26 protein-coding genes and 1 pseudogene are annotated in these 23,256 nt (G+C 63.7%); 13 read left to right on the forward strand and 14 right to left on the reverse strand.

The features are described from left to right. The first annotated feature begins 1 nt into the window (after position 1). A complete protein-coding gene (locus NKH17_RS22055) occupies positions 2-517 on the forward strand; it encodes a SixA phosphatase family protein (RefSeq protein ID WP_352802522.1) in 516 nt (171 codons plus the stop codon). A gap of 109 nt (positions 518-626) precedes the next feature. On the opposite strand, the gene NKH17_RS22060 is transcribed toward NKH17_RS22055, so the two are convergent. From NKH17_RS22060 to NKH17_RS22085, 6 genes are all read right to left on the reverse strand, one after another. Beyond that, positions 627-860 carry a DUF680 domain-containing protein gene (locus NKH17_RS22060; protein WP_352507893.1) on the reverse strand — a complete coding sequence of 78 codons (234 nt, stop codon included), beginning with the start codon at positions 858-860 and terminating at the stop codon, positions 627-629. 377 nt (positions 861-1,237) lie between these two features. Beyond that, complete coding sequence (locus NKH17_RS22065) at positions 1,238-3,460, reverse strand: cation:proton antiporter domain-containing protein (RefSeq protein WP_502910618.1); 2,223 nt, start codon at positions 3,458-3,460, stop codon at positions 1,238-1,240. A gap of 171 nt (positions 3,461-3,631) precedes the next feature. Next, positions 3,632-4,330, reverse strand: coding sequence for a DUF2270 domain-containing protein (locus NKH17_RS22070; protein ID WP_352802630.1), 699 nt, complete (start codon positions 4,328-4,330; stop codon positions 3,632-3,634). Between the two features lie 56 nt (positions 4,331-4,386). Then, positions 4,387-6,495 (reverse strand): molybdopterin-containing oxidoreductase family protein, encoded by a 2,109-nt coding sequence (locus NKH17_RS22075; RefSeq protein WP_352896821.1) that lies wholly within the window; start codon positions 6,493-6,495, stop codon positions 4,387-4,389. A gap of 94 nt (positions 6,496-6,589) precedes the next feature. Next, positions 6,590-8,467: an ABC-F family ATP-binding cassette domain-containing protein gene (locus NKH17_RS22080; RefSeq protein WP_352896823.1), complete on the reverse strand. Its 1,878-nt coding sequence runs from the start codon at positions 8,465-8,467 to the stop codon at positions 6,590-6,592. Between the two features lie 453 nt (positions 8,468-8,920). Next, positions 8,921-9,100, reverse strand: a complete 180-nt coding sequence (locus tag NKH17_RS22085; protein ID WP_254820275.1) for a hypothetical protein — start codon at positions 9,098-9,100, stop codon at positions 8,921-8,923. 132 nt (positions 9,101-9,232) lie between these two features. On the opposite strand from NKH17_RS22085, the gene NKH17_RS22090 reads away from it, so the two are divergent. The 3 genes from NKH17_RS22090 (at position 9,233) to NKH17_RS22100 (ending at position 12,050) form a co-directional block, all read left to right on the forward strand. After that, complete coding sequence (locus NKH17_RS22090; protein ID WP_254820276.1) at positions 9,233-9,406, forward strand: hypothetical protein; 174 nt, start codon at positions 9,233-9,235, stop codon at positions 9,404-9,406. Between the two features lie 94 nt (positions 9,407-9,500). Then, entirely contained in the window at positions 9,501-11,582 is a 2,082-nt protein-coding gene (locus NKH17_RS22095) for an ATP-dependent helicase (RefSeq protein WP_352896824.1), read from the forward strand. A gap of 165 nt (positions 11,583-11,747) precedes the next feature. Next, the gene (locus NKH17_RS22100; protein WP_352452964.1) at positions 11,748-12,050 is read left to right on the forward strand and encodes a DUF982 domain-containing protein; all 303 of its coding nucleotides are present in this window, start codon (positions 11,748-11,750) and stop codon (positions 12,048-12,050) included. Between the two features lie 12 nt (positions 12,051-12,062). On the opposite strand, the gene NKH17_RS22105 is transcribed toward NKH17_RS22100, so the two are convergent. The 3 genes from NKH17_RS22105 to NKH17_RS22115 form a co-directional block, all read right to left on the reverse strand. Next, on the reverse strand, positions 12,063-12,851 hold the full coding sequence (locus NKH17_RS22105; RefSeq protein ID WP_352896826.1) for a GGDEF domain-containing protein: 789 nt from the start codon (positions 12,849-12,851) through the stop codon (positions 12,063-12,065). Positions 12,852-12,981: 130 nt separating this feature from the next. Further along, a complete protein-coding gene (locus NKH17_RS22110) occupies positions 12,982-13,281 on the reverse strand; it encodes a hypothetical protein (protein ID WP_352479265.1) in 300 nt (99 codons plus the stop codon). Between the two features lie 14 nt (positions 13,282-13,295). Continuing rightward, positions 13,296-13,808, reverse strand: a complete 513-nt coding sequence (locus NKH17_RS22115; RefSeq protein ID WP_352479264.1) for a DinB family protein — start codon at positions 13,806-13,808, stop codon at positions 13,296-13,298. Between the two features lie 77 nt (positions 13,809-13,885). Here NKH17_RS22115 and NKH17_RS22120 point away from each other — a divergent pair. The 5 genes and pseudogenes from NKH17_RS22120 to NKH17_RS22140 all read left to right on the forward strand — a co-directional run bounded on the left by NKH17_RS22120 (position 13,886) and on the right by NKH17_RS22140 (position 17,677). After that, positions 13,886-14,583, forward strand: a pseudogene (locus NKH17_RS22120) (glutathione S-transferase family protein). 464 nt (positions 14,584-15,047) lie between these two features. Next, the gene (bluB, locus tag NKH17_RS22125) at positions 15,048-15,683 is read left to right on the forward strand and encodes a 5,6-dimethylbenzimidazole synthase (protein WP_352507903.1); all 636 of its coding nucleotides are present in this window, start codon (positions 15,048-15,050) and stop codon (positions 15,681-15,683) included. A 154-nt stretch (positions 15,684-15,837) separates the two neighbouring features. Next, the gene (locus NKH17_RS22130; protein WP_352479261.1) at positions 15,838-16,134 is read left to right on the forward strand and encodes a DUF1905 domain-containing protein; all 297 of its coding nucleotides are present in this window, start codon (positions 15,838-15,840) and stop codon (positions 16,132-16,134) included. 243 nt (positions 16,135-16,377) lie between these two features. Further along, positions 16,378-16,800 (forward strand): nucleoside-diphosphate kinase, encoded by a 423-nt coding sequence (ndk, locus tag NKH17_RS22135; RefSeq protein WP_023677669.1) that lies wholly within the window; start codon positions 16,378-16,380, stop codon positions 16,798-16,800. A gap of 268 nt (positions 16,801-17,068) precedes the next feature. Further along, entirely contained in the window at positions 17,069-17,677 is a 609-nt protein-coding gene (locus NKH17_RS22140) for a class I SAM-dependent methyltransferase (protein ID WP_352479260.1), read from the forward strand. A gap of 75 nt (positions 17,678-17,752) precedes the next feature. Here the strand turns inward: NKH17_RS22140 and NKH17_RS22145 are convergent, their stop codons facing one another. After that, positions 17,753-18,022: a hypothetical protein gene (locus NKH17_RS22145; RefSeq protein ID WP_254820285.1), complete on the reverse strand. Its 270-nt coding sequence runs from the start codon at positions 18,020-18,022 to the stop codon at positions 17,753-17,755. A gap of 194 nt (positions 18,023-18,216) precedes the next feature. After that, the gene (locus NKH17_RS22150) at positions 18,217-18,984 is read right to left on the reverse strand and encodes a YbaY family lipoprotein (RefSeq protein ID WP_352479259.1); all 768 of its coding nucleotides are present in this window, start codon (positions 18,982-18,984) and stop codon (positions 18,217-18,219) included. Between the two features lie 294 nt (positions 18,985-19,278). Between NKH17_RS22150 and NKH17_RS22155 the strand changes: the two genes are divergently transcribed. From NKH17_RS22155 to NKH17_RS22170, 4 genes are read left to right on the forward strand one after another with little or no spacing between them, the layout of a single operon-like run. After that, complete coding sequence (locus NKH17_RS22155; RefSeq protein ID WP_352479258.1) at positions 19,279-19,602, forward strand: BufA1 family periplasmic bufferin-type metallophore; 324 nt, start codon at positions 19,279-19,281, stop codon at positions 19,600-19,602. 26 nt (positions 19,603-19,628) lie between these two features. Continuing rightward, on the forward strand, positions 19,629-20,555 hold the full coding sequence (gene bufB / locus NKH17_RS22160) for an MNIO family bufferin maturase (RefSeq protein WP_352479257.1): 927 nt from the start codon (positions 19,629-19,631) through the stop codon (positions 20,553-20,555). After that, the gene (locus tag NKH17_RS22165; protein WP_352479256.1) at positions 20,542-21,342 is read left to right on the forward strand and encodes an HvfC/BufC family peptide modification chaperone; all 801 of its coding nucleotides are present in this window, start codon (positions 20,542-20,544) and stop codon (positions 21,340-21,342) included. The genes bufB and NKH17_RS22165 overlap by 14 nt, the downstream gene beginning before the upstream one ends. 5 nt (positions 21,343-21,347) lie before the next feature. Continuing rightward, a complete protein-coding gene (locus tag NKH17_RS22170; protein ID WP_352479255.1) occupies positions 21,348-21,842 on the forward strand; it encodes a DoxX family protein in 495 nt (164 codons plus the stop codon). A gap of 18 nt (positions 21,843-21,860) precedes the next feature. On the opposite strand, the gene NKH17_RS22175 is transcribed toward NKH17_RS22170, so the two are convergent. From NKH17_RS22175 to pgsA, 3 genes are read right to left on the reverse strand one after another with little or no spacing between them, the layout of a single operon-like run. Continuing rightward, positions 21,861-22,331, reverse strand: coding sequence for a molybdenum cofactor biosynthesis protein MoaE (locus NKH17_RS22175; protein WP_254820288.1), 471 nt, complete (start codon positions 22,329-22,331; stop codon positions 21,861-21,863). A 3-nt stretch (positions 22,332-22,334) separates the two neighbouring features. After that, entirely contained in the window at positions 22,335-22,592 is a 258-nt protein-coding gene (gene moaD, locus NKH17_RS22180) for a molybdopterin converting factor subunit 1 (RefSeq protein ID WP_352507910.1), read from the reverse strand. Between the two features lies 1 nt (position 22,593). Next, positions 22,594-23,190 carry a CDP-diacylglycerol--glycerol-3-phosphate 3-phosphatidyltransferase gene (pgsA, locus tag NKH17_RS22185; protein WP_254820290.1) on the reverse strand — a complete coding sequence of 199 codons (597 nt, stop codon included), beginning with the start codon at positions 23,188-23,190 and terminating at the stop codon, positions 22,594-22,596. Positions 23,191-23,256: the final 66 nt, after the last annotated feature.

Genomic DNA, 23,256 nt, shown 5'->3' on the forward strand with positions numbered 1-23,256 from the left:
CATGAAGCAACTGCTGCTGCTGCGTCACGCCAAGTCGAGTTGGGACGATCCCGACCTCATCGACTTCGACCGGCCGCTGTCCGCGCGCGGGCTGAAGGCAGCGCCGCTGGTCGGACGCGAACTGGCCCGGCGCGGCTGGCTGCCGGAGCTGGCGCTGGTATCGCCGGCGCTGCGCACCCGCGACACGTGGCGGCTGCTCTCGGCGGAATTGCCGGCGAAGGTGCAGGTCAAATTTGCCCAGGCGCTCTACGAGGCAGCGGCGGCGGACATCCTCGCCAAGGTGCGGCAAGTAAAGGCGGGAACCGGAACGCTGCTGCTGCTCGGCCACAATCCCGGGTTGGAGGAGTTCGCGCGCGGTCTTGCCGGGGCTGGATCGGATGAAGCGGCGCTGAAAAAACTGGCGGATAAATTCCCGACCGCGGCCCTGGCTCGGTTTGACGTCGATGGCGATTGGGCCGGTCTCACCTTCGGCGGCGCCCGGCTGACGCACTGCATCTGGCCGAAGGATCTTCGCTAGGGATTGCCTGGCAGGCCGGGGGATCGCCGACCTTCGGCCAAACCCGCTTCGCACCAAACAAGAGCGGCGGGCCAAGCCCGCCGCTCTTTGTGCTCCGGGGCCGTGATAATCAGCGGCCCCAGATGCCTTGGCCGGATTCAGGCGCCACCGACTCGGAAGTCGTCTTGGCACCAGCATGCTCGGAAGTAACCGGCTTGCGGATCGAGCCGGTAAACGTGTTGTCGACGTTGGCAGCAGGAGCGGCCGGCTGGTTGACGTTGTCCGAGCCATAATGGTCGCTGCCGGCAAAAGCAGTGCCGGTGGCAACAAGGATGGCGGCGGCGGTAAGAGCGATCTTGGTCATTTCGGGTACTCCGGTAGTCTTTGTTCTGTCCGTCAAGTGGCGTGCCTTGGGAGGAATTCGCGTCGCTCGGACCACCCCGAGATGGGTCGGCAAGCCTGTCGTTTCCAATCACGAAAATTTTGTTCGGGTGCGCCAAATTGGCCGCTTGAAATTCGACATGCGGCTCCTTCCGCCACACTGTTCTTCTTTATTGTCAATTGGTTACGCGGTCATTGGTGATTTTCTTGGCGAACATTCTGGGAGCCGGCGTTCACCCTTTCCTGTACGCTCCGTCAACAGAACCGAACCGTTCGGTTCGAGTTCTTTACGTTTGACTGATCAGCGCTTCAGAGCCTCAATCGACATGTCTACCGACGGGTCAGTGCGCGCCATGAAAATCACGCCGCCAGCTCAGCGCCAGCGGCGTCATGCTTGGGCCGCGCGCTGGCCAGAAGCACGACGGGGCAATTGCAGGCGGCCAAAACAGCGCCGGCGGTTTCGCCGAAGAACAGGTCCCCACCCGGACGTTGGGTGACGCCCATCACGACGATCGCCGCGCCGTTGGCCGCCTCCCGGGTGATGGCCTTGTCGGGTGTGACGCGGGTATGGAACGCTGTGTCGATATGCAGGCCGTAGCGGCCCGCCAAATCGGCGATGTCTTTCAGCACGGCCTCTTCGCGGCTATGCGACACCGATGTCGACCTGCGGCCCTTGGCTGCCTTTTGCGAAACGTAGAGAACTTTGATCCGTGCCCGGTTTGGACGGGCCAGCGCCAGCGCCAAGTCGGCGGCGCGACGCGCCACCTGGGTACCGTTGACGGGGACGAGAATGCTGGTTCCGGCCTTCAGCGTCGGCATCTTTTCGGCAGCATTGCCGCCGTTCAGGACCAGGCAAAGCGGGCCGTCAAATCCTGCGGCAATGTCGTTGAGGGCCGGCGCGAAGGCGCCATCGGCGGTCAGCACATTGTCAAGGCCGACCAGCAACAGACCGTATCCCTTGCGGGCCTCTTCGGCGATCGTCTCACCCGTGGCCTCCAATTCGGTGCGGGCCGTCAGGTGGACTTTGTCGACAAGCGTATCTTCGATCCGTTTCACCGCCTGAGCGCTTTTTTTTGCGCCCTTCTTGATTTCCTGCAGGGCGCGCTCCTGTCCCTTGCTGTCGGTCGGCCTGTCAACTCGGCCGTCTTTCGGCTGAAGCAAGGTGGTGGGCAGGCGAAGCAAGGTGGTGGGCATGCCGCTGCCTCCACCGACCAGTCCGGCGAGATAGGCAGTGAACTTGCCGATCCTGCTGTCGTCGACCAACACCAGCAGCCGCTCCAACCTGGAAATGAAGCCGTATTCGTCCAACGCCTCGCGCTCGACACGCTGCTGCTCGTCATGCCCAACCGGCAGCCGGCCGAGCGCCCAGCGCAGCATCGGCGGCATGGCCAAGGTGGTGATCACGGCCATGGTGACGATCATGGTGAAGAGGTTGTGCGACAGGATGTTCATCGACAGGCCGATGCTGGCGACGATCACCTCGGTCGAGCCGCGCGCGTTCATTGCACTGCCGACGGCGATTGCTTCCTTGAACGACATGGCGGCGAGCTTGGCGCCGATGAATGCGCCGCCGAACTTGCCGATGCTGGCGATGACCACAAGTGCGCCCGTCAGCATGGCAAGCGTCGGGTCGGCGAGCACTGTGAGATCGGCGGAAAGCCCCGCCATGCCGAAGAAGATCGGCATGAACAGCGCGGTGATGACGCCGCGCAGCTGGCCTTCGATATGGCTGGAGAGGATAGGCGATTCCCCGACAAGGATGCCGGCGACGAACGCCCCCAGCACCGTATGGACGCCTATCATGTTGGTGATCAGCGCCATGACGCCCATGATGATAAGGATCATGGTGATCACCGCAAACTCACTGCGGAATTGATCGTTGGTCCAGCGGATCAAGGTGAAGACAAGACGGCGGCCAATGGTGAAGGAGAACACCATGAACAGTGCCACGGCGGCGATGGTGGTCGCCAGCGGTACGAGCTGCAGCCTGCCCTTGGTGGCGATGCCGAAGGTAACGGCGATGACCAGCCAGCCGATCGTGTCCTCGATGATCGCCGAGGAGATAATCACCTGTCCGAGGTTGCGGCGCATGAAGTTCATCTCGCGCACCACCATGGCGACGATCTTGACTGACGAGATCGACAGCGCGGTGCCCAGGAACAGCCCGGCAACGGTGCGTTGCGTCGGGTTGGGCAGCAATGCGTCCGGCAGGAACTGCGCCAGCGCGAAACCGCAGATGAAGGGCATCACGACGCCGGTAGCCGAAATGGAAAAACAGGCCGCGCCAACCCGGCGTACCAGCCGCAGGTCCGTCTCCATGCCGGTCAGCAAAAGCAGCATCAGGATGCCGAGCTGCGAGACGGCGTCGATCATGCCCTTTTGCGCGGGATCGGGGGGAAAGATCAGGTGCTGGGCCGACGGCCACAGCCAGCCGAACAGCGAAGGACCGAGCAGGATGCCGCCGATGAGTTGGCCCATGATTGCCGGCTGGCCATAGCGCTGCAACACTTCGCCCAGGCCGCGCCCGACAAGCAGCAGAAGCACAATCTCGGCGACGAAAGCGCCTTCGCCCGAGCCACCCATGCCGGAGGCCTTGGTCCCGGCAACAAGCGTCTCCGCTGCCCCGGCCTCGCCTGCGGGGACGAAAGCGCAAACCAACAGCGCCAGGCTGGAACGTGTCGGAGCCTGCCAAGCCATGAAACCCCCATCGCCCAAATGCTCGTGTCCAACAACGCGCGACAGGGCGTTGCGTTGCTAGACGTGAACGTCACCGAAGGAGAGTTCGCCGTCGTCGCTCTCTGTCAAAAAGGCTGTCACCAGCAGGCCTGCATAGAGGATGGCGACCAGCACGACGATGGCGCCACCAGGAACTGGACCCAGCGCAGCACTGGCGACGGCCTCACGCATCGACCCGACGAAGCCGATGGGGACGCCTTCGGTCAGAAGACTGGGGGTCGACAGTTTGAGGATCCAGGCCAGCAGCAGAATCAGCAGCATGTAGATGTAATTGCGACGCAGGCGGCGCGCCAAAGCCACGCGTTGCGAAATCAGGAATTTCGGCGCGCGCAGGCTCTCGCCGACGATCAACAGCCAATCGGACGCGAAGTCCGGCTGCGGCGAGAATATCTGCGCGAAATAGTGCCGTTCGAATTGGCGCACGCGAGCCCGATAGAAGTCGAAAAAGCGATATCGGCGGGCCTCTATCCACAGCAGCAGCAGGACAAGCAGCATGGCAAACAGCAGCACGCCATGGTGAGCGCTGGCTGTCGAAAGCGAGACGGAGAGCATCGCCGCTACAACGGTTATCGCCCAGTTGCTCGTCCGGTCCAGGCGGTCGCGCCACCCGGCCATGCGCGCAATCTCGGCGCGATGAAAGTGGGACATCGTGGTTACGAGTTCGCCGGACGACAATGTCCTTCCGATGGGATCCGGCGCCGGCAACACTTCCGCCATGACAATGCCTCCACCCGCCACGCGAAAACGGCCGGGTGGAGATATCGTTCCGACGCTCAACCCGCCGGGCGCAGCCAGACCTTGTTGTCGTGGAAGGCGGCGCCGCCATAGGGCGCCGGCGCATCGGCGCCGGTCAGCACGTTGATGCCCTCGCCGCGCTCATGGGCGCTGTTCGGCCAGATGCCTTCGGCGACGACCACGCCGCGCTTGATGCCGTCGAACAGTTTTGCGTGCAGCACCACTTCGCCACGCTGGTTGCCGACTTCGACACGTCCGCCGTCGGCGAGGCCGAGTGCCGCCGCATCATCGGGATGCAGGAGCAACTCCGGCCGGCGCTCTTTTGCCTGCGACACCGGCGTTTCGGCAAAGGTCGAATTGAGGAAATTGCGCGCCGGCGAGGTCGTCAGCCGAAACGGATGCGCCTCGTCGGCGACCTCGATCAGATCGACATGATCGGGAAATTCCGGCAACTGCTCCACAGGCCCGAACAGGCCCATGCTTTTCGGCGGCCGGTTGGGCGCTGCCTGCCCCGTCCAGTCGGCGCGAAAATGGAATTTCTTGTCGGCATGGCCGAAGCCGTCCAGGAAATGCGCGGCCGCGAAATCCGGCTGCAGGTCGAGCCATTTCTGCTCTTTCAGGCTCGAAAAGCTGCCCAGCCCGCGCTTGCCCAGAATGATATCGATATGCTGCTGCTCGGTCATGCCGAAGCCCGGGCGATCGGCGACACCGAGCCGTTTGCCGAGCTCCTCGATGACGAAATGGTTGGTGTGCGGACCTTCCGGCGGGTCGATCAGCTTCGGCCCGAGCGTGATGTGCTGGTTGCCGCCACCCTTGTAGACGTCGTCATGCTCGAGAAACATCGTCGCCGGCAGCACCACATCGGCGAGCTTTGCCGTGTCGGTCATGAACTGCTCGTGCACACAGGTGAAGAGGTCGTCGCGCAGGAAGCCCTGCTTCACCAGCCGCTGCTCGGGTGCGACATTCACCGGATTGGTGTTCTGGATCAGCAGCGCCGTCACCGGCGGACCGCCATAGAGCGCATCCCTGGCGCCGGTCAGCACCGGGCCGATGCGCGAATGGTCGAGATGGCGGATCGAGGGATCGCGCATCTTGGTGCCTTCCAGCAGCTCCTGGTTGAGCTTGAAGATACCGGAATTGGAATGGAAGGCGCCGCCTCCCTCATACTGCCAGCAGCCGGTGACCGCCGCGATCGAGGCCGCGGCATGCATGTTGACCGAACCGTTGCGCTGCCGCGAAAAACCGTAGCCGAGGCGGAAATAGGTCTTCTTCGTCGTGCCGACGAGACGGGCGAAGGCCCCGATTTCGTCGACCGAAAGCCCGGTGATGTCAGCGGCCCATTGCGGCGTCCTTGTCTGAAGATGCGCTTCCAGACCGTGCGGATCGTCGGTGTATTTCTCCAGATAGGCGCGGTCGGCCATGCCGTCACGGAACAGCACGTGCATCACCGCGCAGGCCAGCGCGCCGTCGGTGCCGGGCTTCAGCACCAGGCCGAGATCGGCCTGCTTCATCGTTGCATTTTCGTAGACGTCGATGACGACGATCTTGGCGCCGCGTTCCTTGCGCGCCTTGATGGCGTGGGTCATGACGTTGACCTGCGTGACCACGGCGTTGGTGCCCCAGATCACCACGCAGTCGGATTTGCCCATCTCGCGCGGGTCGGGACCGCGCAGCGCGCCGGCGCCCATCATCCAGCCGGTCCAGGCCAGATTGGTGCAGATCGAACCGAAGAAGCCGGAATATTTTTTCGCATGGCGCAGCCGTTCGATGCCGTCGCGCTGCACCAGCCCCATCGTGCCGGCATAGTAGTACGGCCAGACCGTCTCCGACCCGTACTTCGCCTCGGCGGCAATGAACTTCTCGGCGACAAGGTCGAGCGCTGCCGCCCAGCTCGCGTCCTTCCAGGCGCCGTCGCCCTTGGCGCCGGCCCGCACCAGCGGCTTCAGCAGGCGGTCGGGATGATGGACGCGATCGGCGTAACGGGCGACCTTGGCGCAGATGACGCCGGCCGTATAGCTGTTGGCCTTGGCGCCATGGACGCGGCCGATACGCCTGGCGTCGAGCAGCTCGACCTCGAGCGCGCAGGTCGACGGGCAATCATGCGGACAGGCCGAGTGGCCGATTTTGAGCTTGGCGTGCTGATTCATGGGCGCAAACTAGCTGCTTTGGGCTACTAGGTGTAGGGCCAGATGACGAGCCGATCTCCCCCCAAGGGTCCCCAAGTCGGGAGACTACGCTCAGCTACTCCGCGGTGCCTTCCTCGTACTCGGCCGACATCGACAGCCATTTTTCCTCGTGGCCGGCCAGCTGTTGCGCGAGTTGTGAGCGCTCCTTGGCCAGCCTTGTCGCGGTCGAGGGGTCCTTTTCGTAGACGGCCGGGTTGGCGAGTTCGTCCTCGATCAGGTCGATGCGCTTGCGGAGGCGGTCCATCAGCGCTTCGGTGGCGCGGATTTCCTTGGCGAGCGGCTCGAAGGCGGCACGGCGCGCGGCTGCATCGCGGCGGCGGTCGGCCTTCGACGCTTTGTCCGCCTCGCGCTTGCCGCGGCGGTCGCCGGAGACGCCGGTGACCAGCGTCTTGTAATCCTCGAGGTCACCGTCATACGGATTGACCGCGCCGTCCTTGACCAGCCACAGCCGGTCGGCGGTCGCTTCGAGCAGATGGCGGTCGTGCGAGATCAGGATGACGGCGCCGGGAAAATCGTTCAGCGCATGGATCAGCGATTCACGGCTGTCGATGTCGAGATGGTTGGTCGGCTCGTCGAGGATGAAAAGGTTCGGCCCCTCGAAGGCCGACAGGCCCATCAGGAGCCGCGCCTTTTCGCCGCCGGACAGATCCTTGGCGGCGGTGTTCATCTTTTCGGTGGTCAGGCCGAACTGGGCGACACGGCCGCGCACCTTGGATTCCGGCGCATCCGGCATCAGCCGGCGGACATGCTCATAGGCGTTTTCATCGGGCCTGAGGTCGTCGAGCTGGTGCTGGGCGAAGATTGCCACCTTCAGCCCGGGCGCCACCGTCATGCTGCCGGTCTCCGGCTTCAGCCGGCCGGCCAACAGCTTGGCGAAAGTCGACTTGCCGTTGCCGTTTGCGCCGAGCAGCGCGATGCGATCGTCGGCATCGATACGCAGCGTCATCTTCTTCAGGATCGGCTCGCCCTCGGTGTAGCCGACGTTGACGTTGTTGAGCGCAATGATCGGCGAGGCCACCGTCTTCACCGGCTCCGGAAAGGAGAACGGCCGCACCGTGTCGTTCACGATCGCGGCGATTGGCTTCATCTTCTCCAGCGCCTTGATGCGCGACTGCGCCTGCCTCGCCTTCGATGCCTTGGCGCGGAAGCGCTCGACGAAGGATTCCATGTGCTTGCGCGCGGCTTCCTGCTTGACGCGGCCCTTCTCCTGCAATTCGCGCTGCTCGGTGTATTGGCGCTCGAACTGGTCGTAGCCGCCGCGCCAGAAGGTCAGCTTCTTCTGGTCGAGATGGACGATCGAATTGACGGCGCGGTTGAGCAGGTCGCGATCGTGCGAAATCAGCAGCACGGTATGCGGGTATTTCGACACGTAATTTTCCAGCCAGAGCGTGCCTTCGAGGTCGAGATAATTGGTCGGCTCGTCGAGCAGCAGCAGATCGGGCTCGGCAAACAGCACCGCGGCCAGCGCGACGCGCATGCGCCAGCCGCCGGAGAAGGACGAGGCCGGGTGCCGCTGCGCGGCATCGTCGAAGCCGAGGCCGGCGAGAATAGTGGCCGCGCGTGACTCGGCGGAGTGTGCATCGATATCGGCCAGCCGCATGTGGATGTCGGCGATGCGGTGCGGGTCGGTCGCCGTCTTTTCCTCTTCGAGCAGGGCACTCCGTTCGAGGTCGGCCTTGAGCACGATCTCGATCAGCGGCTCCTCGGTGCCCGGCGCTTCCTGCGCGACCTGGCCGATGCGCGTGTTTTTGGGCAGGCTGACCGAGCCGGTCTCGGAGGCGAGGTCGCCGGTGATCGCCTTGAACAGGGTCGTCTTGCCGGTGCCGTTGCGGCCGACAAGGCCAGCCTTGCTGCCGGCCGGCAAGGTCAGTGAGGCATGGTCGAGAAGCAGGCGTCCGGCCATGCGGAGCGAAAGGTCGTTGATGATCAGCATGGCCGGGCTTTTGCACGGGACAACCATGCTTCGCAAGGCCTTGAACCCGGTTCGCCGCATAAGGCGCGAAAACCGGCAAGCAGGTGACGTCGACTCCGCGCGCCGCAACGTCCCGCAAAACGCAAAAAAGAACCCGCTATCCTGAGGGGGGACAAGGAGAGCGGGCCCTTTCGTGAACGGCGGCCTTGGGAGCGTCCGATCGACACCCAAACACGCAGCAGCCCGCTTTGTTCCATGGGAAGAACGAACTATGTGATGAACAAACGCTGCTGTGGCCGGCAGGTTTGTCCACAGGGGCGTGCCGTCTGTACGCTATCGCCCATGACGCTGCGGAAAGACTCAGCTATTCTTGGGTGTGCGGCGGGCCTGATCTCCGCCTGGCCGGCGCCATCAGCTTCCTCCCAAGCGGCGCCGGCCACCTTCCTTGACCGGAGCCGACTCCATTTGAGGCGATCATTGTTTCGGCGGCGTGCCGGGCTGATCGCCGCCGGTCGTCGATTTCGGCACCGGATTCTTGTCGACCTGCGGGTTCTGCTCGACCGTATCGCCAGGGGCCTTGGTCGGCTGGATGTTGTTGTCGCAACCCGCAACTGTCAGAGCTGCCATAAGCAGCAGGATTGAGCGCTTTTTCATCGCAGTCTCCTCTCGCCCGACAACGAGGCGTCGGCGATTTGGTTGCGCGGCCGGTGTCGTTCCCGCATTCGCCGAGGAGCCGGGGAACAAAATGCCGCGTCTCCGGTTGCTGCACAATCAATGGAGGAAGGCATGATCCGTCTGCTCATCGCCGGGGCAATCGTCTATGTTGCTTATCGCGTCGCCAGGAAAGTGATCGACGAGGTGCCCGACGATTTCGATCCGCTGCTGTTGCCGCCGCCACAGGACGATCGCGAGGCGCTGCGGCGGCAATCGGCAAGCATGGGCGTCGAGCCCGAGCGTTAGTCGACAGGCCTGCCCGCAAGGCTTCTTCGTTCACGGGCCCTATTCCGGCCCCGCAAACCGTTGCGAACAAAGCAGAAACGATGCTTGATGGGCGATGAACCTCGCCGCCCGTGATTCGTCCTTCCAGCCGGCCTATCTGGCGAAGCTCAACGCCGAGCAGCGGCTTGCCGTCGAACATGGCGACGGCAAGATCGCCGGGCCGTTGCTGGTGATTGCCGGCGCCGGCTCCGGCAAGACCAACACGCTGGCGCACCGGGTCGCGCATCTGATCGTCAGGGGTGCTGACCCGCGGCGGATCCTTTTGATGACATTTTCGCGCCGTGCCGCAGCGGAAATGGCCAAGCGGGTCGAGCGCATTGCCGGCGAGGTGCTGGGGCGCGATGCCTCGGTGATCACCGATGCGCTGAGCTGGGCCGGCACGTTCCACGGCATCGGCGCCAGGCTGCTGCGCGATTATGCGCTGGAGATCGGTCTCGATCCGGCCTTCACCATCCACGACCGCGAGGATTCCGCCGACCTGATGAACCTCGCCCGCCACGAGTTGGGTTTTTCGAAGACCGAAGCCCGCTTCCCGACCAAGGGCACCTGCCTTGCGATCTATTCGCGCGCCGTCAACGCACAGGCGCCGCTTGGTGGGGTGTTGGGTTCGGTGTTCCCGTGGTGCGCCGGTTGGGCCGAACAGCTGAAGCAATTATTCGCCAGATATGTCGAGGCCAAGCAAGCGCAGAATGTGCTCGATTACGACGACCTGCTGCTCTACTGGGCGCAGATGGCCGGCGAGCCGGAAATCGCCGCGCATCTGGGTGCGCGTTTCGATCATGTGCTGGTCGATGAATACCAGGACACCAACCGGCTGCAGGCATCGATCCTGACGGCGCTCAAGCCCGACGGATCGGGGCTGACGGTGGTCGGCGACGACGCGCAGTCGATCTATTCGTTCCGCGCCGCGGAAGTGCGCAATATCCTGGATTTTCCCAAGCAGTTCGCACAGCCGGCGGAAGTCGTCATGCTGGAGCGCAACTACCGCTCGACCGAGACGATCCTGGCGGCCGCCAATGCGGTAATCGGCGAAGCGTCGGAACGTTTCACCAAAAATCTCTGGACCGAGCGCAAATCGGCGGACAAGCCGAAGCTGGTGAGCGTGCGCGACGAGACCGAGCAGGCGAGCTATGTCTGCCAGGCGATACTCACCGAACGCGAAGCCGGCACCGTTCTCAAAGCACAGGCGGTGCTGTTTCGAGCCTCGCACCATAGCGGCCCGCTGGAGATCGAGCTGACGCGCCGCAACATCCCCTTCGTCAAGTTCGGCGGGCTGAAATTTCTCGATGCAGCTCACGTCAAGGACTTGCTGGCCGTGCTGCGCTTTGCCGAGAACCCGCGCGACCGCGTCGCCGGCTTTCGCGTGCTGCAACTTCTGCCGGGCATCGGCCCTTCGGCCGCCAATGCGATCGTCGAGACCATGGCGACATCGCTCGACGAGACAATGGGGCTTGCCCGCTATCGGCCGCCGCAGCGTGCCGCCGACGACTGGCCAGGCTTTGTCGCGCTCTATTGCGGCCTGCGCGCCGGCACGCAAAAATGGCCGGCCGACCTCGAGCAGGTCAGGCTCTGGTACGAGCCGCATCTGGAACGCATCCACGAGGATGCCACGACGCGCCGGGCCGATCTCCTGCAGCTCGAGCAGATCGCTTCCGGCTATGCGTCGCGCGAGCGCTTCCTCACCGAGCTGACACTCGATCCGCCTGACGCGACCAGCGACGAGGCTGGCCCGCCGCACCGCGACGAGGATTATCTGATCCTGTCGACGATCCATTCGGCCAAGGGCCAGGAGTGGAAGAACGTCTTCGTGCTCAACACCGTCGACGGCTGCATCCCGATCGATCTCGGCGTCGGCAGCAAGGAGGACGTCGACGAGGAGCGGCGGCTGCTCTACGTGGCGATGACGCGGGCCAAGGACAGCCTGCACCTGGTCATGCCGCATCGCTTTTTCGTCCACGGCCAGGCGGCGCGCGGCGACCGCTATGTCTATGCCTCGCGCACGCGCTTCATCCCGCGCTCGATCTTAGGCGCCTTCGAACAGGTGGCTTGGGCCAGCGTCCAGGCCCCGGACGATCCGCGCCGCCAGCCGCAGGTGCGCGTCGACCTCGGCGCCCGCATGCGTGGCATGTGGAAATAGGCATCCGCCTCGCCGCTGGCGCCGCTCTCACGGCGATCGCTCCCGGAGCCAGCGAAAAAACAATCCCGGCAACATGGAACCTCGCGCCGTGACCCGCGTTTCTGCCCGACCCCCCAGACCGGAGAACGGCGTCCGCCGTGACCTCCGCCCATTCGAGAGGCCAGAATGCACGACAGGACGTTTTCCACTCCGGTTGCCCTAACCGTTGGCGCCGGCTACAAGCGTACGATCGCTTCGTTCTCCGAGATGCACGAATTCCTGACCGAGTTCCCGCCTTCGCGCCGGCGGCTGAGCTATGGCGCCGCGGTAAAGGCCTGCGAGGCGGCACGTGCCGGCGAGATCTCGGCCGAAGCGGCACGCGACGCCCTGATCACCTTCGCCGTGACGGCAGGCATCCTCTGGCCGGCCGCCCAGCCGGCGGTCTCGGTCAAGCCGGTCGCCCGGGGCCTCGGCGGCTACGCCGCCTGACCGAAACGACCATCAGTGGACCGTCATCGGGCCGCCGCCCGGCGGGTCGCCCGCTGCCGAGGGTTCGAAACTGACCTGATCGCTGCCGTTCGATTTGGCCTTGTAAAGGTGCTTGTCCGCCACCACGAACATCTCGGCGTAGGTGGTCGGCCCGCTGAAGGCGACGCCGCCGATGCTGACCGAGAGAGGACAGGGCCGGCCGCCAGGCGAGAACTCCGCCTCACGGACGCGTCGGCGAATTGTCTCCGCCACCAGCCAGGACTGCGAAGGATCTGCGCCGGGAAGGAAAACCGCAAATTCCTCGCCGCCGATCCGGCCGACGATATCGGCGCCGCGTAGCTGGCCCTGGATTGTCTTGGCGGTCAGCTTGAGCGCCTGGTCTCCGCAGTCGTGGCCGAGGCGGTCGTTGACGGATTTGAAATGGTCGGCATCGACGATCAGCAAGGCGCCGGCATTAACGACAGAATGGCTGCGGGCCTGTTCGAGATAGGCCTCGACGAGCATGGAAAACGCACCCCGGTTGAACACCGCCGTCAGGCTGTCGGTCGCCGCGACGACGGCCAGTGCCTTTTGCGCGATCGCCAGCTGGCGCATTTTCCACATCAGGAAAAAGAAGAACGAGCTGGCCAGGATAAGCGGCAGCAGCAGGTCGGTCAGCTGCGCCCGCCACAGCGCTTCCGGCGACAAATATGGGAAATTGAAGGAATCGACGAGGAATGCGGCTGCAATGCAGACCGCCGTGCCCGCAACGGTAACCGCCACGACCCTGCCCCAGCTCGTCGGGGACAAATCGATCTGCATGCTTTTGCTCCTGCTTCAGCCGGCTACCTTGAAGCAACAGCACAAACGAAGTCCTAAGACTTTGCTTTCAATTCGATCGCAGTCGAAGCGAACCAGCCGTCGAGATGGCGGCCAGATAAGAAGATCGGTCCTAAATCAGCTGCCTTCTGATGCTCATCCGCGTCACCGCGGTCACAAGAATGGCGCCGATCATGAAATAGATGGTCGCGACAATGTCGCCCTGGTGGAAATAATAACCGGAGTTGAGAAGCGCCAAGACCACGGCGAAGAACGCCACAAGGCGCAAGGGTTCATTGGGCATGCGTGCCAATTCTCGCTGTTGCTGCTGAATGCTGCTGGAGCGGCCGCCCTCACGACCGTCCGCTCCATAAAATGTTTTGGCGCGTTTTGCAATCTCGGCGGATCGTCCTCTATCCACCGTCCGCTTCACCAGCCGCCCCAGGTTCAGGCGAAAGCCCTGCCCTCCTCGCTGCGCTGGAACATCGTCAGGTCCAGTCCGAGGCTTGGCTTGCCCAGAATGGTCAGGATCGCATGTGCCTGGCCGCGGTGGTGGGTCTGGTGGTTGAAGAAGTGGTCGAGCGCCGGCGCCAGCCGCTGGGAGACGGTGCGCATATCCGAGACGGTCATGTAGGAGAAGCGGCCCGACAGCGCCTTGTCGCTCAGGCCGTCGACCCAGTCGATGATCCGTTTGTCCTCGGCCTCGCGCGCCAGCCGCAAGCCTGGCACGGCGCGGTGCAAGATCGTGTCGAGCCTTGCCGGCGCGTCGCCCTCGCCGGTGAAGCGTTTCATCCAGATACGGTCGGCTGCCAGGAGATGGTTGAGCGTTCCCATCATCGAACCGAAGAAGACGCCGACATTGCGGTCGAACTCTTCCTCGTCGAGATCGGCGGCGGCATCGTAGATGCGGCCGTTGGCCCATTGATTGTAGGCCGCAAACATCCTGAAATGCTGTTTCATTCTTCTCTCGACCTGCGGGACCCTGTTTCGCGCGGGTCTGTTTCGGCCATAGTTAGACTGCAAGGACGCTGCCGCCAATGACCATTCTGCTCTACGACCTTGTTGGACGCGACGCCGCTCGCCCATTCAGCCCACATTGCTGGAAGGCGGCGATGGCGCTGGCCCACAAGGGACTCGACATCGCCAGCGTGCCGACCCGTTTCCTCGAAGTGCCGAAGGTGGAAGGCGGCGTCTCGAAGCTCGTTCCGGTGATCCGCGACGGCGAGACGGTGGTCGCCGATTCCTTCGCCATCGCGCTCTATCTCGAGGAGACCTATCCCGAGCGGCCGACATTGTTTTCCGGCGACGGCGGTAAGGCGACGGCGCGCTTCATCGAACGCTGGTCGCAGCTGACCATCCATCCCTACGTCACCACCGCGGCGCTACTGGACCTGCATGCCATGCAGGACGAAGCGAACGCCGCCTATTTCCGGCAGAACCGCGAGCAGCGCTTCGGCAGGTGCCTGGAGGCGGTTTACGCCACCCGCGACGCCGGGCTCGCCGGCTTCCGCGCCTCGCTGGAGTGCTCGGCTATCAGCCCTTCATTGGCGGCCCGTCGCCGCTATTTGCCGATTACATCGTTTTCGGCGCGCTGCAATGGGCGCGCATCGCCACGCCCTACCGGCTGCTCGACGACAGCGATGTCGTGGCTCAATGGTTCGAACGATGCCTCGATCTGCATGGCGGCCTCGGCCGCACGGTCGCGCCGGCAGTGATCGCCCCGCTCGCAAGTTAAGCTCGGCAGCTTCATCGGCAACGCCACATTCTGTTCTTGCTTTGTGCCGGCAGCTATGCTACTAATTTCGGTATGGTGCTGATTCGTACCGACGACCCGCCCGGCTTGCCGAGGCGGGTTTTGTTTGCCGATCAAGGTTCAACGGCGTAGATGACGGCAACGTCGCCCGGCCTCGGCTAAAGCGCGTCGCGTTCGACCGGCCTCATGTGACGCGCTTTAGGTTCTTGTTTTGATGCATGTCGTTACCGCAAAACCGCTGCACACCTTTGCGCGGCATGCACTTGTTTGTCGTTGCCGCAAAACCGCTGCACACTTTTGCGCGACATGCATTAGAATTCCCGCCCGGCGAAATGCGACAACGCGGGTAGACGAAGTGTCGCTTGAGGCGCCGCATCACTGCCCGGATCGAAGCAAACAAGACGAAAAACCGGCGAACCGGGCAACCACAACAGAGGCAGCGCGCCATGACCGCAAACCCAGAGTTCCCGGCCGATTTTCGCGCCGGGCTTGCCAAGCTCTTCCTGTGGCGGCGCGACGTCAGGCGGTTCAAGCCGACGCCGCTCCCGGAAGGGGCGCTGGAGCGGCTGCTCGAGCTTGCCAGCGCCGCGCCGTCCGTCGGGCTGAGCCAACCTTGGCGCTTCGTCATCGTCGAGAGCGAAACATGCCGCGCCGCCGTCAGGGCATGCTTCGAGCGCTGCAACGCGGAGGCACTCGCAAATTTTTGCGGTGAACGCGCCGCGCTGTATGGGCGCCTGAAACTTGCCGGCCTGAACGAGGCGCCCTGCCAGCTTGCGGTTTTCGCCGACCGCGCAACCGAGCAAGGGCATGGGCTTGGCCGCCAGACCATGCCAGCCACCATAGACTATTCCGCTGTCATGGCGGTCCACACGATGTGGCTGGCGGCGCGCGCCGAGGGAATAGGCATGGGCTGGGTCTCGATCCTCGACCCGGCCGAGATGGCGACGATCCTGGACGTGCCGCCGGAGTGGACACTGATCGGTTACTTCTGCATCGGCTACCCCAGCGAGAACCACAGCGTGCCGGAACTGGAACGGGAAGGCTGGGAAACGCGGCGGCCGTCTATCGTGACAAGGCGGTAGTGGAATGGCAGCGCTGCCATCCTCCTTGCGGGGAAGAATGACTCCTCCCCAGCAGGGCTGTGGATATCATGGATGGTTCGCCGATCGTCAGCATGCCAGCAAGACACCATGGCAAAGCCGGTCGTGAAGGCCTTGACCTGAGGAAGTGCATAGAATGTTTCGCTACGACATGCAGGCCGAGATCTGGGTCTATCCGGGCAAGGGCGGCTGGCATTTCGTGACCCTGCCGCCGGAGCTTGGAGCCCGGATCAAGACGGCGATGGTTGGGATGGCAAGGCCCTGGGGCTCGCTTGGCGTGGAGGCCGTCATCGGCCAGACCAGATGGCGGACATCGCTGTTTCCCGACAAGAAATCCGGCAGCCTGCTCTTGCCGATCAAGACCGCGGTGCGGGTCCGCGAAGGCCTCGGGGCTGGCGACACGGCCAACCTGACGATCGAGATGCAGTTATGACGACGTCGGGTCAGGCTGACGACGACGCGCTATAGGGCGGCCAGTCGGTCGGATCCAAAGTGGGTACCGGTTGTCGGAAAATCCGATCTCAACAAAAAGATGAGCAGCGGCATGGTTCGACTTGAAAGTCCGCCGCCCCAGCGCAGAAATGCGCGCTGCGCCGGCCTCCCCTTGGCAAGGCGGCGGGCGGCTTGTATAGAGCCCGCCACCCTCAATTCCACTCTCCATCACAAGGACGACCCCATGGCGCTCGAACGCACCTTTTCCATGATCAAGCCGGACGCGACCCGTCGCAATCTCACCGGCGCTATCACCAAGATACTGGAAGATGCCGGCCTGCGCGTCGTCGCTTCGCGCCGGGTGTGGATGAGCCGCCGCGAGGCGGAAGGTTTCTATGCCGTGCACAAGGAACGTCCGTTCTTCGGCGAGCTGGTCGAATCCATGTCGTCGGGCCCGACAGTCGTGCAGGTACTGGAAGGCGAGAACGCCATTGCCAAGAACCGCGAAGTGATGGGCGCCACCAATCCGGCAAGCGCCGCCGAAGGCACGATCCGCAAGCTGCACGCACTGTCGATCGGCGAGAACTCCGTGCACGGTTCCGATGCGCCGGAAACCGCCGCGCAAGAGATCAAATACTGGTTCTCGGATACCGAGATCGTCGGCTAAGCCCGGCATCCGAACCCCATCAAAAAAGGCCGGCGCAACGCCGGCCTTTTTCGCCAAAGCCCGTCGCGTTCGACCGGTCTCATGCGATGCGCTTCAGGTTCTTGTTTTGGTGCATGTCGGTATCGCAAAACCGCTGCACGCTGCTGCGCGACATGCAGTAGCGGACATTTTCAGCTTCAGGCTCCTCGACGGGTCACCGGTGCGTTAAGCTCGGAGGGCGGATCAAACGCCGTCCCGACAATGAGGATTTTGGGGAGCCGACAAGGCCATGACCAGCGCCATTCCCGGCTTCTTCCAGGGCACCGAAATGCCAACCAGCGGCTGGTGGGAATCGCTGTGGCCCGAGCCCGCCAGCGTCCTGGCGGCAGTAGGCATGAAGCCCGGCACGGACGTGGTCGATCTCTGCTGCGGCGACGGCTGGTTCACGCTGCCAATCGCCAGGGTCGCCCGTCATGTAATCGCCATCGACATCGATGCCGATCTGCTCGAAGTCGCAAGGCGGCGGTTGGCCAAAGGCGGCGCGGGCAATTGCGAGTTTGTGGCGGGCGACGCCTATGAGCTTGCCGGGCTGGTGCCTCAGACCGTCGACTTCGTTTTCATGGCCAACGCTTTCCATGGCGTTCCGGACCGGCCGCGCCTTGCCCGCGCCGTGCGCGCGACGCTTGGCCCTGCCGGTCGTTTTGCCATCGTCAACTGGCACCAGTATCCGCGCGAGCAAACCACGGTCCTGGGCGAGCCGCGCGGGCCAAAGACCGAGCTGAGGCTGTCGCCCGAACAGACCACCGCGTCGGTGGAAGCGAGCGGGTTCAAGCTCGCCGAGCTGGTTGATGTGCCGCCCTATCACTATGGCGCGGTATTCAAACTCGCGACGAATTGAGAAATATCGCGTGAGATGCGGCATCGTCGCCTGATACATGTCGCCCGCCGCCCCCTAGCGGCGGGTTCTGTCAGTCTATTTCGCCTGGCGTTCCTTCACGTTCGCATGTTCATTCGCCGCCTCCGTGTCGGTGGACGGGGTCTTGGTCTCTTCACCTGAAAACGGGCTGCCCTGCCCCGGTGCGAGATCGCCGCTATGGCCGGCCTTGTTGGTCTGGAACGGTTGGCTGTCCGCTTTGAGACCGTGGTCAAGAGCATTGACAAGATGGTCGTCCGCCTTGGCAAGGCCGGTAAAGGCAAGGAGCGATGCACCGGTGGCGGCAAGGATAAGCGTGTGCGTTTTCATGTCTGGACTCCTTTGAGTTAAGGCCAGAACGAGCCGCAGCCATTCTGGCGGCTTCAACGAAGGGACAAACGTCCCTTTTGCCTTACCCGCCATTTTATGTGGAACTAACGCGCCCTCTGCCCGGCCTATTCCCGCTGAAACACATCGTGATCGACATGCGGCTGCCGCGCGGGCCAATCGGCGCGGACTAAGCGCTAGCTCGCGGCATTGAAGCGCAGGATGTCGCGGCCATCTTTGTCGGCGATGACAAGCTTGCCGGCGTCGACGTGGTAGGATGCTGCTTTGGCCAGCGCCTCGAACAGCGCCTTTTCCTCGGCCATGACCTGAGGCGCGCAGGCCTTAAAGGTCGAGCCGATGTCGCTGATTGCGATCGTCGATCCGTTTATCCTGGCGGTGGCGAAATAGACGTTGCAAGGGCCGCTGCCGCCGGCCTTGCCGGCTTCGCTGATGCGGAATGTCGCCCGCGGCTCGGCAATCACGCCGATGCCGTCGATATATTCGACCAGCCAGCTTTGGCCGAACACGGAAGGTGCCGCCGGCTCGTCGCCCGGCGCCGCCATTTTCAGCATGATGGTCTGTGGCGCGTCGCTGAGCGGGTCGACCTGATGGCGCGTATCGGCGACGAATAGCAGCCGGTCATCGACAGTGATGCGCGCCTGCAGCGCGTAGGTCATATCAGGCCGGATCACCCGCGGGTCGAAGCTGATCTCGAACTTGATCGGCACCTGGCCGGCCGGCACCACCTTGCGCTCGCCGATGATTGCTGCCGGCGCGTCGGCCAGCGACACGTCTGCAAGCTGCACGGAAAGCACGGCATTGGGCGGCAGCGCGATGCGCTCGCGATACATCACCTCGCCTTTGAGGGTCTTTTCGGCAGCCACGGAACGATCCGGAACGGCAAGTATGCCAACGGCCAGCGGCACCAGTCCGAAGATGAAGAACTCGGCGATCCTGTCCAGCATGATCCTGCTCCCCTTCCGGCAAGGGTTTCGCAGGATTGCGGTCAATGAATGGCCGGCGGCCTATGGGCATGGCTGTCCCAGGAATTTATTTGGACGGCGGGCGCTTCCAGCGGCCCGCCGCCTTGTCGTCGGCCTTCTTGGCCGCTCCGCAAACTCTGTTCAGTCCACGCTCAGCCAAGCCTCAGACGATCACGAATTCGTGTTCCCAACAGAGGTAACACGGCGGGCGTCCGGACCGAACTGACCAATGCACGCTGAGGAGAGTGCGCCTGAAACCCAACCGGAGGTGAAATCATGTCAACGAGATCAACCGTGAGCGCGGCCTTACTGGCCAGCGCCGTTGCCACGGCTCTTGCTTCTTTTGCGACGGCCGCGCCGCTGACCGAGGCACAGGTCAAGGCAGCGATGGATGCTGGCAAGGAGAAGTGCTTTGGCGTCGCCTTGAAGGGACAGAATGACTGCAAGGCAGGCCCGGGGACCACCTGCCAAGGCACCTCGACCGTCGACTACCAAGGCAACGCCTGGAAGTTCGTCGACGGCGGCACCTGCACGACGATGGACCTGCCCGGCGGCCGCAAGGGCTCACCCACCGAGCTGACTCGCGACGTCCCGTCGTAAGCGATGCACCATGCCGGAAAGCGGCGATGACGATGAACGAACCGACTCGTCCAGCATCCCGCACGTCGAAGACCTCGCGCTTTCCGGCGCACCCGGTCGCCGGCCTTGCCGGCACCAGTTTCAAGCATGAGCATCTATCCGCAATCCTCGGCGACGGCCCCGTAAGCGGCTTCTTCGAGGTTCATGCGGAAAACTACATGGGCGCCGGCGGCGCGCCGCACGACGCGCTCGCCCGCATCCGCCGCAATTATCCCGTCTCGCTGCATGGCGTCTGCATGTCGATCGGCGGCCCGCAGCCGCTCGACAAGGTGCATCTCGGTCGTTTCAAGGCGCTGGTCGACCGCTACGAGCCGGCGCTCGTTTCAGAGCATCTCGCCTGGTCGACCCACGACACCACCTATTATAACGACCTGCTTCCCCTGCCCTACACGCCGGCAACGGTTTCGCGCGTGGCGGATCACATCGATGAGCTCCAGGGCGCGATCGGCCGCCTGATCCTGCTCGAGAATCCTTCGACCTATGTGCTTTTTCCGGAATCGACGATGAGTGAGACGGATTTCATCCGCGAGCTGGTTCGGCGTAGCGGCTGCGGCCTGCTGCTCGATGTCAACAACGTCTTCGTTTCGGCCACCAATCACGGCTATTCGGCACGTTCTTATCTCGCGGACTTCCCGCTCGAACATGTCGGCGAAATCCATCTGGCCGGGCACGCCAGGCAGGAGGACGACGAGGGCGACCTGCTGCTCATCGACAGCCATGACGGCCCGGTTGCCGACGCGGTCTGGAAGCTCTTCGATATCGTCATCGGCCGATGCGGGCCACTGCCGACGCTAATCGAATGGGACAGCGACATTCCCGAGTGGCCGGTGCTCAAGGCGGAAGCCGCCGCCGCCCAGGCCATCCTCGACCGTCATGCCGACGACTATTTCGGAAAAGCCCATGCCGCAGGATGAGCTCCAGTCGGGCGATCTCGGCCGCCGGTTTGACTATGCCGCGGCATTCACCGCCGGTTTGCTCGATCCTGACCGTGCCCCGCCTGACTCTGTTTCGGGGCCGAACGGGAAGGCTGCGATCAAGCGATATGCCGTCTACCGCAACAACGTCACGGTCAGCCTGATCGATGCGCTGGCCGCCAGCTTTCCAGCGACGCTGCGCATCACCGGCCCGGATTTCTTTCGCGCGATGGCGCGCTTTCACATCCGCGAAACGCCACCCACCTCGCCGCTTCTATTCGAATATGGCCGCGACTTTCCCGATTTCATCGAGCGCTACGAACACGCGCAGTCGATGCCGTGGCTGGCCGACGTGGCGCGCATCGAGCGGGCCTGGCTCGATGCCTATCATGCCGCCGACGCGAAGGCGCTGTCGGCTGAGGCACTGGCGTCGATCCCTCGCGAGAGGCTTGCCGACACCGTGCTGCGGCCGCATCCGGCGACGCGGATCGCGCGCTCCCGGTTCCCGGCAGTCACAGTCTTCGCGGCAAACCGGAACGACGGTCCTGTTGGGCCGATCCGGGCAACGGGCGCTGAAGATGCGCTGGTCACGCGGCCCGGCCTAGAGGTCTTCGTCCGCCACCTACCACCCGGCGGCGCAATATTTATCTCGCATCTGGTCGCGGGCGAGTCGCTCGGCGCCGCGGCCGCGGCGGCGTTTGCGGAGAGTGCCGAATTCGAGCTTTCCGCCAACATTGCCGGCGTGCTGGAAGCGGGAGCCTTCACGACTGCACATCAGGAAAGGTGACCACGATGAGCGATAGGCAGAACGCGAGCACCGAACCGCGAGGGTTCGCCGCTCTCGTCGAAAGGCTAAATGCCGCCCTGCGCACGATCGCGACGCCATCGCTGACGCAGCTTGTCCTGCGCTGCGCCCTCGCTGTCCCGTTCTGGCGGTCCGGCGTCAACAAATGGGACGGTTTTCTACAGTTGAACGATGTCGCAGTGCTGCTTTTCAGCTCGGAACTCAAATTGCATCTGCCGGGCGGTCCTTATGATTTTCCGGCACCTGCGCTGGTGGCGTTCGCTTCAGGGTCAGCGGAGCTCGTGTTGCCAGTTCTCCTTGTTATCGGCCTGGCGACGCGACTGGCGGCATTCGGGTTGCTGCTGATGACGCTGGTCATCGAGTTCACCGTGCCGGACGGCTGGCCGCTGCACATTACCTGGGCGGCGATGGCGCTTGGCATCATGGCCTGGGGACCCGGCCGGATTTCGCTCGATCATCTGATCGGCACTGACAAAGGTTGAGGGCTCGCGGAAGCCTGGTCAGTCTCGCTTCCAGCGGCTCGCCGCCTTGTCGTCGGCCTCCTTGGCGTCGACCCAGCCGCCTTCGGAACCGTCGCTATGGTGTTCCTTTTTCCAGAACGGCGCCCGTGATTTCAAATAATCCATCAGGAAATTCGCGGCGTCGAACGCCGCCTGCCGGTGGGCGGAAGCGGACACCACCAGCACGATGTTTTCGCCCGGCGCGATCTTGCCGTGGCGATGGATGACGGTGAGCCCCTGCAGCGGCCAGCGCTCGATTGCCTCGCCGGCGATGCGGGATATCTCGGCTTCGGCCATTCCGGGATAATGTTCGAGCTCGAGCGCGGAGAGCCTGCCTTGCTCGTCGCGGCAAAGGCCGGAGAAGGTCACCACAGCGCCGATGTCGTTGCGACCCCTGGTCAGCCTGGCGATCTCGGCGGCGACGTCGAAATCCTCCGCCTGGATGCGCACGACAGGCACCACCGCGGACATGGTTCAGCCACCGGTCATCGGCGGGAACAGCGCGATCTCGCGCGCGCCGGCGATCTTTTCGCGGTGCTCGACATGTTCCTGATTGATGGCGACGCGGATCACGTCAGGATATTGCAGCGCGTGCTCGTATTCCTCGCCGCGCGATTTCAGCCAGCGCAACAGGTCGGCGACCGTTTCGATGCCGGCCGGCAACTCGACGTCTTCTTCCGGTCTGCCGATCCGCTCGCGCACCCAGGCGAAATAAATGAGCTTCGTCGACATGCTACTCGTCCATGATGTGCTTGAGGCCGGCGCGGAAATAGTCGTAGCCAGTGTAGAGCGTCACCAGGGCGGCGATCCACAGCAGCACCAGCCCGGTCTGGGTGGTCAGCGGAAAGAGCTTGTCGCCGGCCGGGCCCGCAAGCAGGAAGGCGATGGCGATCATCTGGATGGTGGTCTTCCATTTGGCGAGCTGCGTCACCGGCACCGAGACCTTCAAAGCCGCCAGATATTCGCGCAGGCCCGAGACCAGGATCTCGCGGCACAGGATGATGATCGCCGCCCACAGCGACCAGCCGGCGATGCCGGCATGGCGGTCGGTGTCGGCGGCAAGCAGCAGCAGGCAAGTGGCGACCAGCAGCTTGTCGGCGATCGGGTCGAGCATCTTGCCGATGTTAGAGGTCTGCTGCCAGGCGCGCGCCAGATAGCCGTCGAAGTAATCGGTGATCGAGGCGAGCAGGAAAATGATGAGCGCCGACCAGCGCGCGAAGTCGCTCGATTTCAGATGCCCCTCCAGGAAGAAGCATAGCACCACCAGCGGCACCGCCAGGATGCGGGCGTAAGTGAGCATGTTGGGCAGGTTGAACGCGCGCTGGGACATGTTTTGGGAACTCTTTCTGCCTGCTTAGTCAAATCAGAAGCGAATGTGGGGGGTCAACAGGCCAGA

The organism is Mesorhizobium sp. M1334 (genome assembly GCF_040317995.1).
GTDB lineage: Bacteria > Pseudomonadota > Alphaproteobacteria > Rhizobiales > Rhizobiaceae > Mesorhizobium.

Excerpts from the sequence above, each read along its gene's own strand:
- NKH17_RS22070 (WP_352802630.1), bottom strand. The coding sequence starts at position 4,330 with ATGGCGGAAGTGTTGCCGGCGCCGGATCCCATCGGAAGGACATTGTCG.
- bufB (WP_352479257.1), top strand. The coding sequence starts at position 19,629 with ATGACGATGAACGAACCGACTCGTCCAGCATCCCGCACGTCGAAGACC.
- NKH17_RS22150 (WP_352479259.1), bottom strand. The coding sequence starts at position 18,984 with ATGCTGGACAGGATCGCCGAGTTCTTCATCTTCGGACTGGTGCCGCTG.
- pgsA (WP_254820290.1), bottom strand. The coding sequence starts at position 23,190 with ATGTCCCAGCGCGCGTTCAACCTGCCCAACATGCTCACTTACGCCCGC.
- NKH17_RS22055 (WP_352802522.1), top strand. The coding sequence starts at position 2 with ATGAAGCAACTGCTGCTGCTGCGTCACGCCAAGTCGAGTTGGGACGAT.
- NKH17_RS22145 (WP_254820285.1), bottom strand. The coding sequence starts at position 18,022 with ATGAAAACGCACACGCTTATCCTTGCCGCCACCGGTGCATCGCTCCTT.
- NKH17_RS22075 (WP_352896821.1), bottom strand. The coding sequence starts at position 6,495 with ATGAATCAGCACGCCAAGCTCAAAATCGGCCACTCGGCCTGTCCGCAT.
- moaD (WP_352507910.1), bottom strand. The coding sequence starts at position 22,592 with ATGTCGACGAAGCTCATTTATTTCGCCTGGGTGCGCGAGCGGATCGGC.
- NKH17_RS22130 (WP_352479261.1), top strand. The coding sequence starts at position 15,838 with ATGTTTCGCTACGACATGCAGGCCGAGATCTGGGTCTATCCGGGCAAG.
- NKH17_RS22140 (WP_352479260.1), top strand. The coding sequence starts at position 17,069 with ATGACCAGCGCCATTCCCGGCTTCTTCCAGGGCACCGAAATGCCAACC.
- NKH17_RS22175 (WP_254820288.1), bottom strand. The coding sequence starts at position 22,331 with ATGTCCGCGGTGGTGCCTGTCGTGCGCATCCAGGCGGAGGATTTCGAC.
- NKH17_RS22065 (WP_502910618.1), bottom strand. The coding sequence starts at position 3,460 with ATGGGTGGCTCGGGCGAAGGCGCTTTCGTCGCCGAGATTGTGCTTCTG.
- NKH17_RS22060 (WP_352507893.1), bottom strand. The coding sequence starts at position 860 with ATGACCAAGATCGCTCTTACCGCCGCCGCCATCCTTGTTGCCACCGGC.
- ndk (WP_023677669.1), top strand. The coding sequence starts at position 16,378 with ATGGCGCTCGAACGCACCTTTTCCATGATCAAGCCGGACGCGACCCGT.
- NKH17_RS22155 (WP_352479258.1), top strand. The coding sequence starts at position 19,279 with ATGTCAACGAGATCAACCGTGAGCGCGGCCTTACTGGCCAGCGCCGTT.
- NKH17_RS22080 (WP_352896823.1), bottom strand. The coding sequence starts at position 8,467 with ATGCTGATCATCAACGACCTTTCGCTCCGCATGGCCGGACGCCTGCTT.
- NKH17_RS22170 (WP_352479255.1), top strand. The coding sequence starts at position 21,348 with ATGAGCGATAGGCAGAACGCGAGCACCGAACCGCGAGGGTTCGCCGCT.
- NKH17_RS22115 (WP_352479264.1), bottom strand. The coding sequence starts at position 13,808 with ATGAAACAGCATTTCAGGATGTTTGCGGCCTACAATCAATGGGCCAAC.
- NKH17_RS22100 (WP_352452964.1), top strand. The coding sequence starts at position 11,748 with ATGCACGACAGGACGTTTTCCACTCCGGTTGCCCTAACCGTTGGCGCC.
- NKH17_RS22085 (WP_254820275.1), bottom strand. The coding sequence starts at position 9,100 with ATGAAAAAGCGCTCAATCCTGCTGCTTATGGCAGCTCTGACAGTTGCG.
- bluB (WP_352507903.1), top strand. The coding sequence starts at position 15,048 with ATGACCGCAAACCCAGAGTTCCCGGCCGATTTTCGCGCCGGGCTTGCC.
- NKH17_RS22165 (WP_352479256.1), top strand. The coding sequence starts at position 20,542 with ATGCCGCAGGATGAGCTCCAGTCGGGCGATCTCGGCCGCCGGTTTGAC.
- NKH17_RS22105 (WP_352896826.1), bottom strand. The coding sequence starts at position 12,851 with ATGCAGATCGATTTGTCCCCGACGAGCTGGGGCAGGGTCGTGGCGGTT.
- NKH17_RS22090 (WP_254820276.1), top strand. The coding sequence starts at position 9,233 with ATGATCCGTCTGCTCATCGCCGGGGCAATCGTCTATGTTGCTTATCGC.
- NKH17_RS22095 (WP_352896824.1), top strand. The coding sequence starts at position 9,501 with ATGAACCTCGCCGCCCGTGATTCGTCCTTCCAGCCGGCCTATCTGGCG.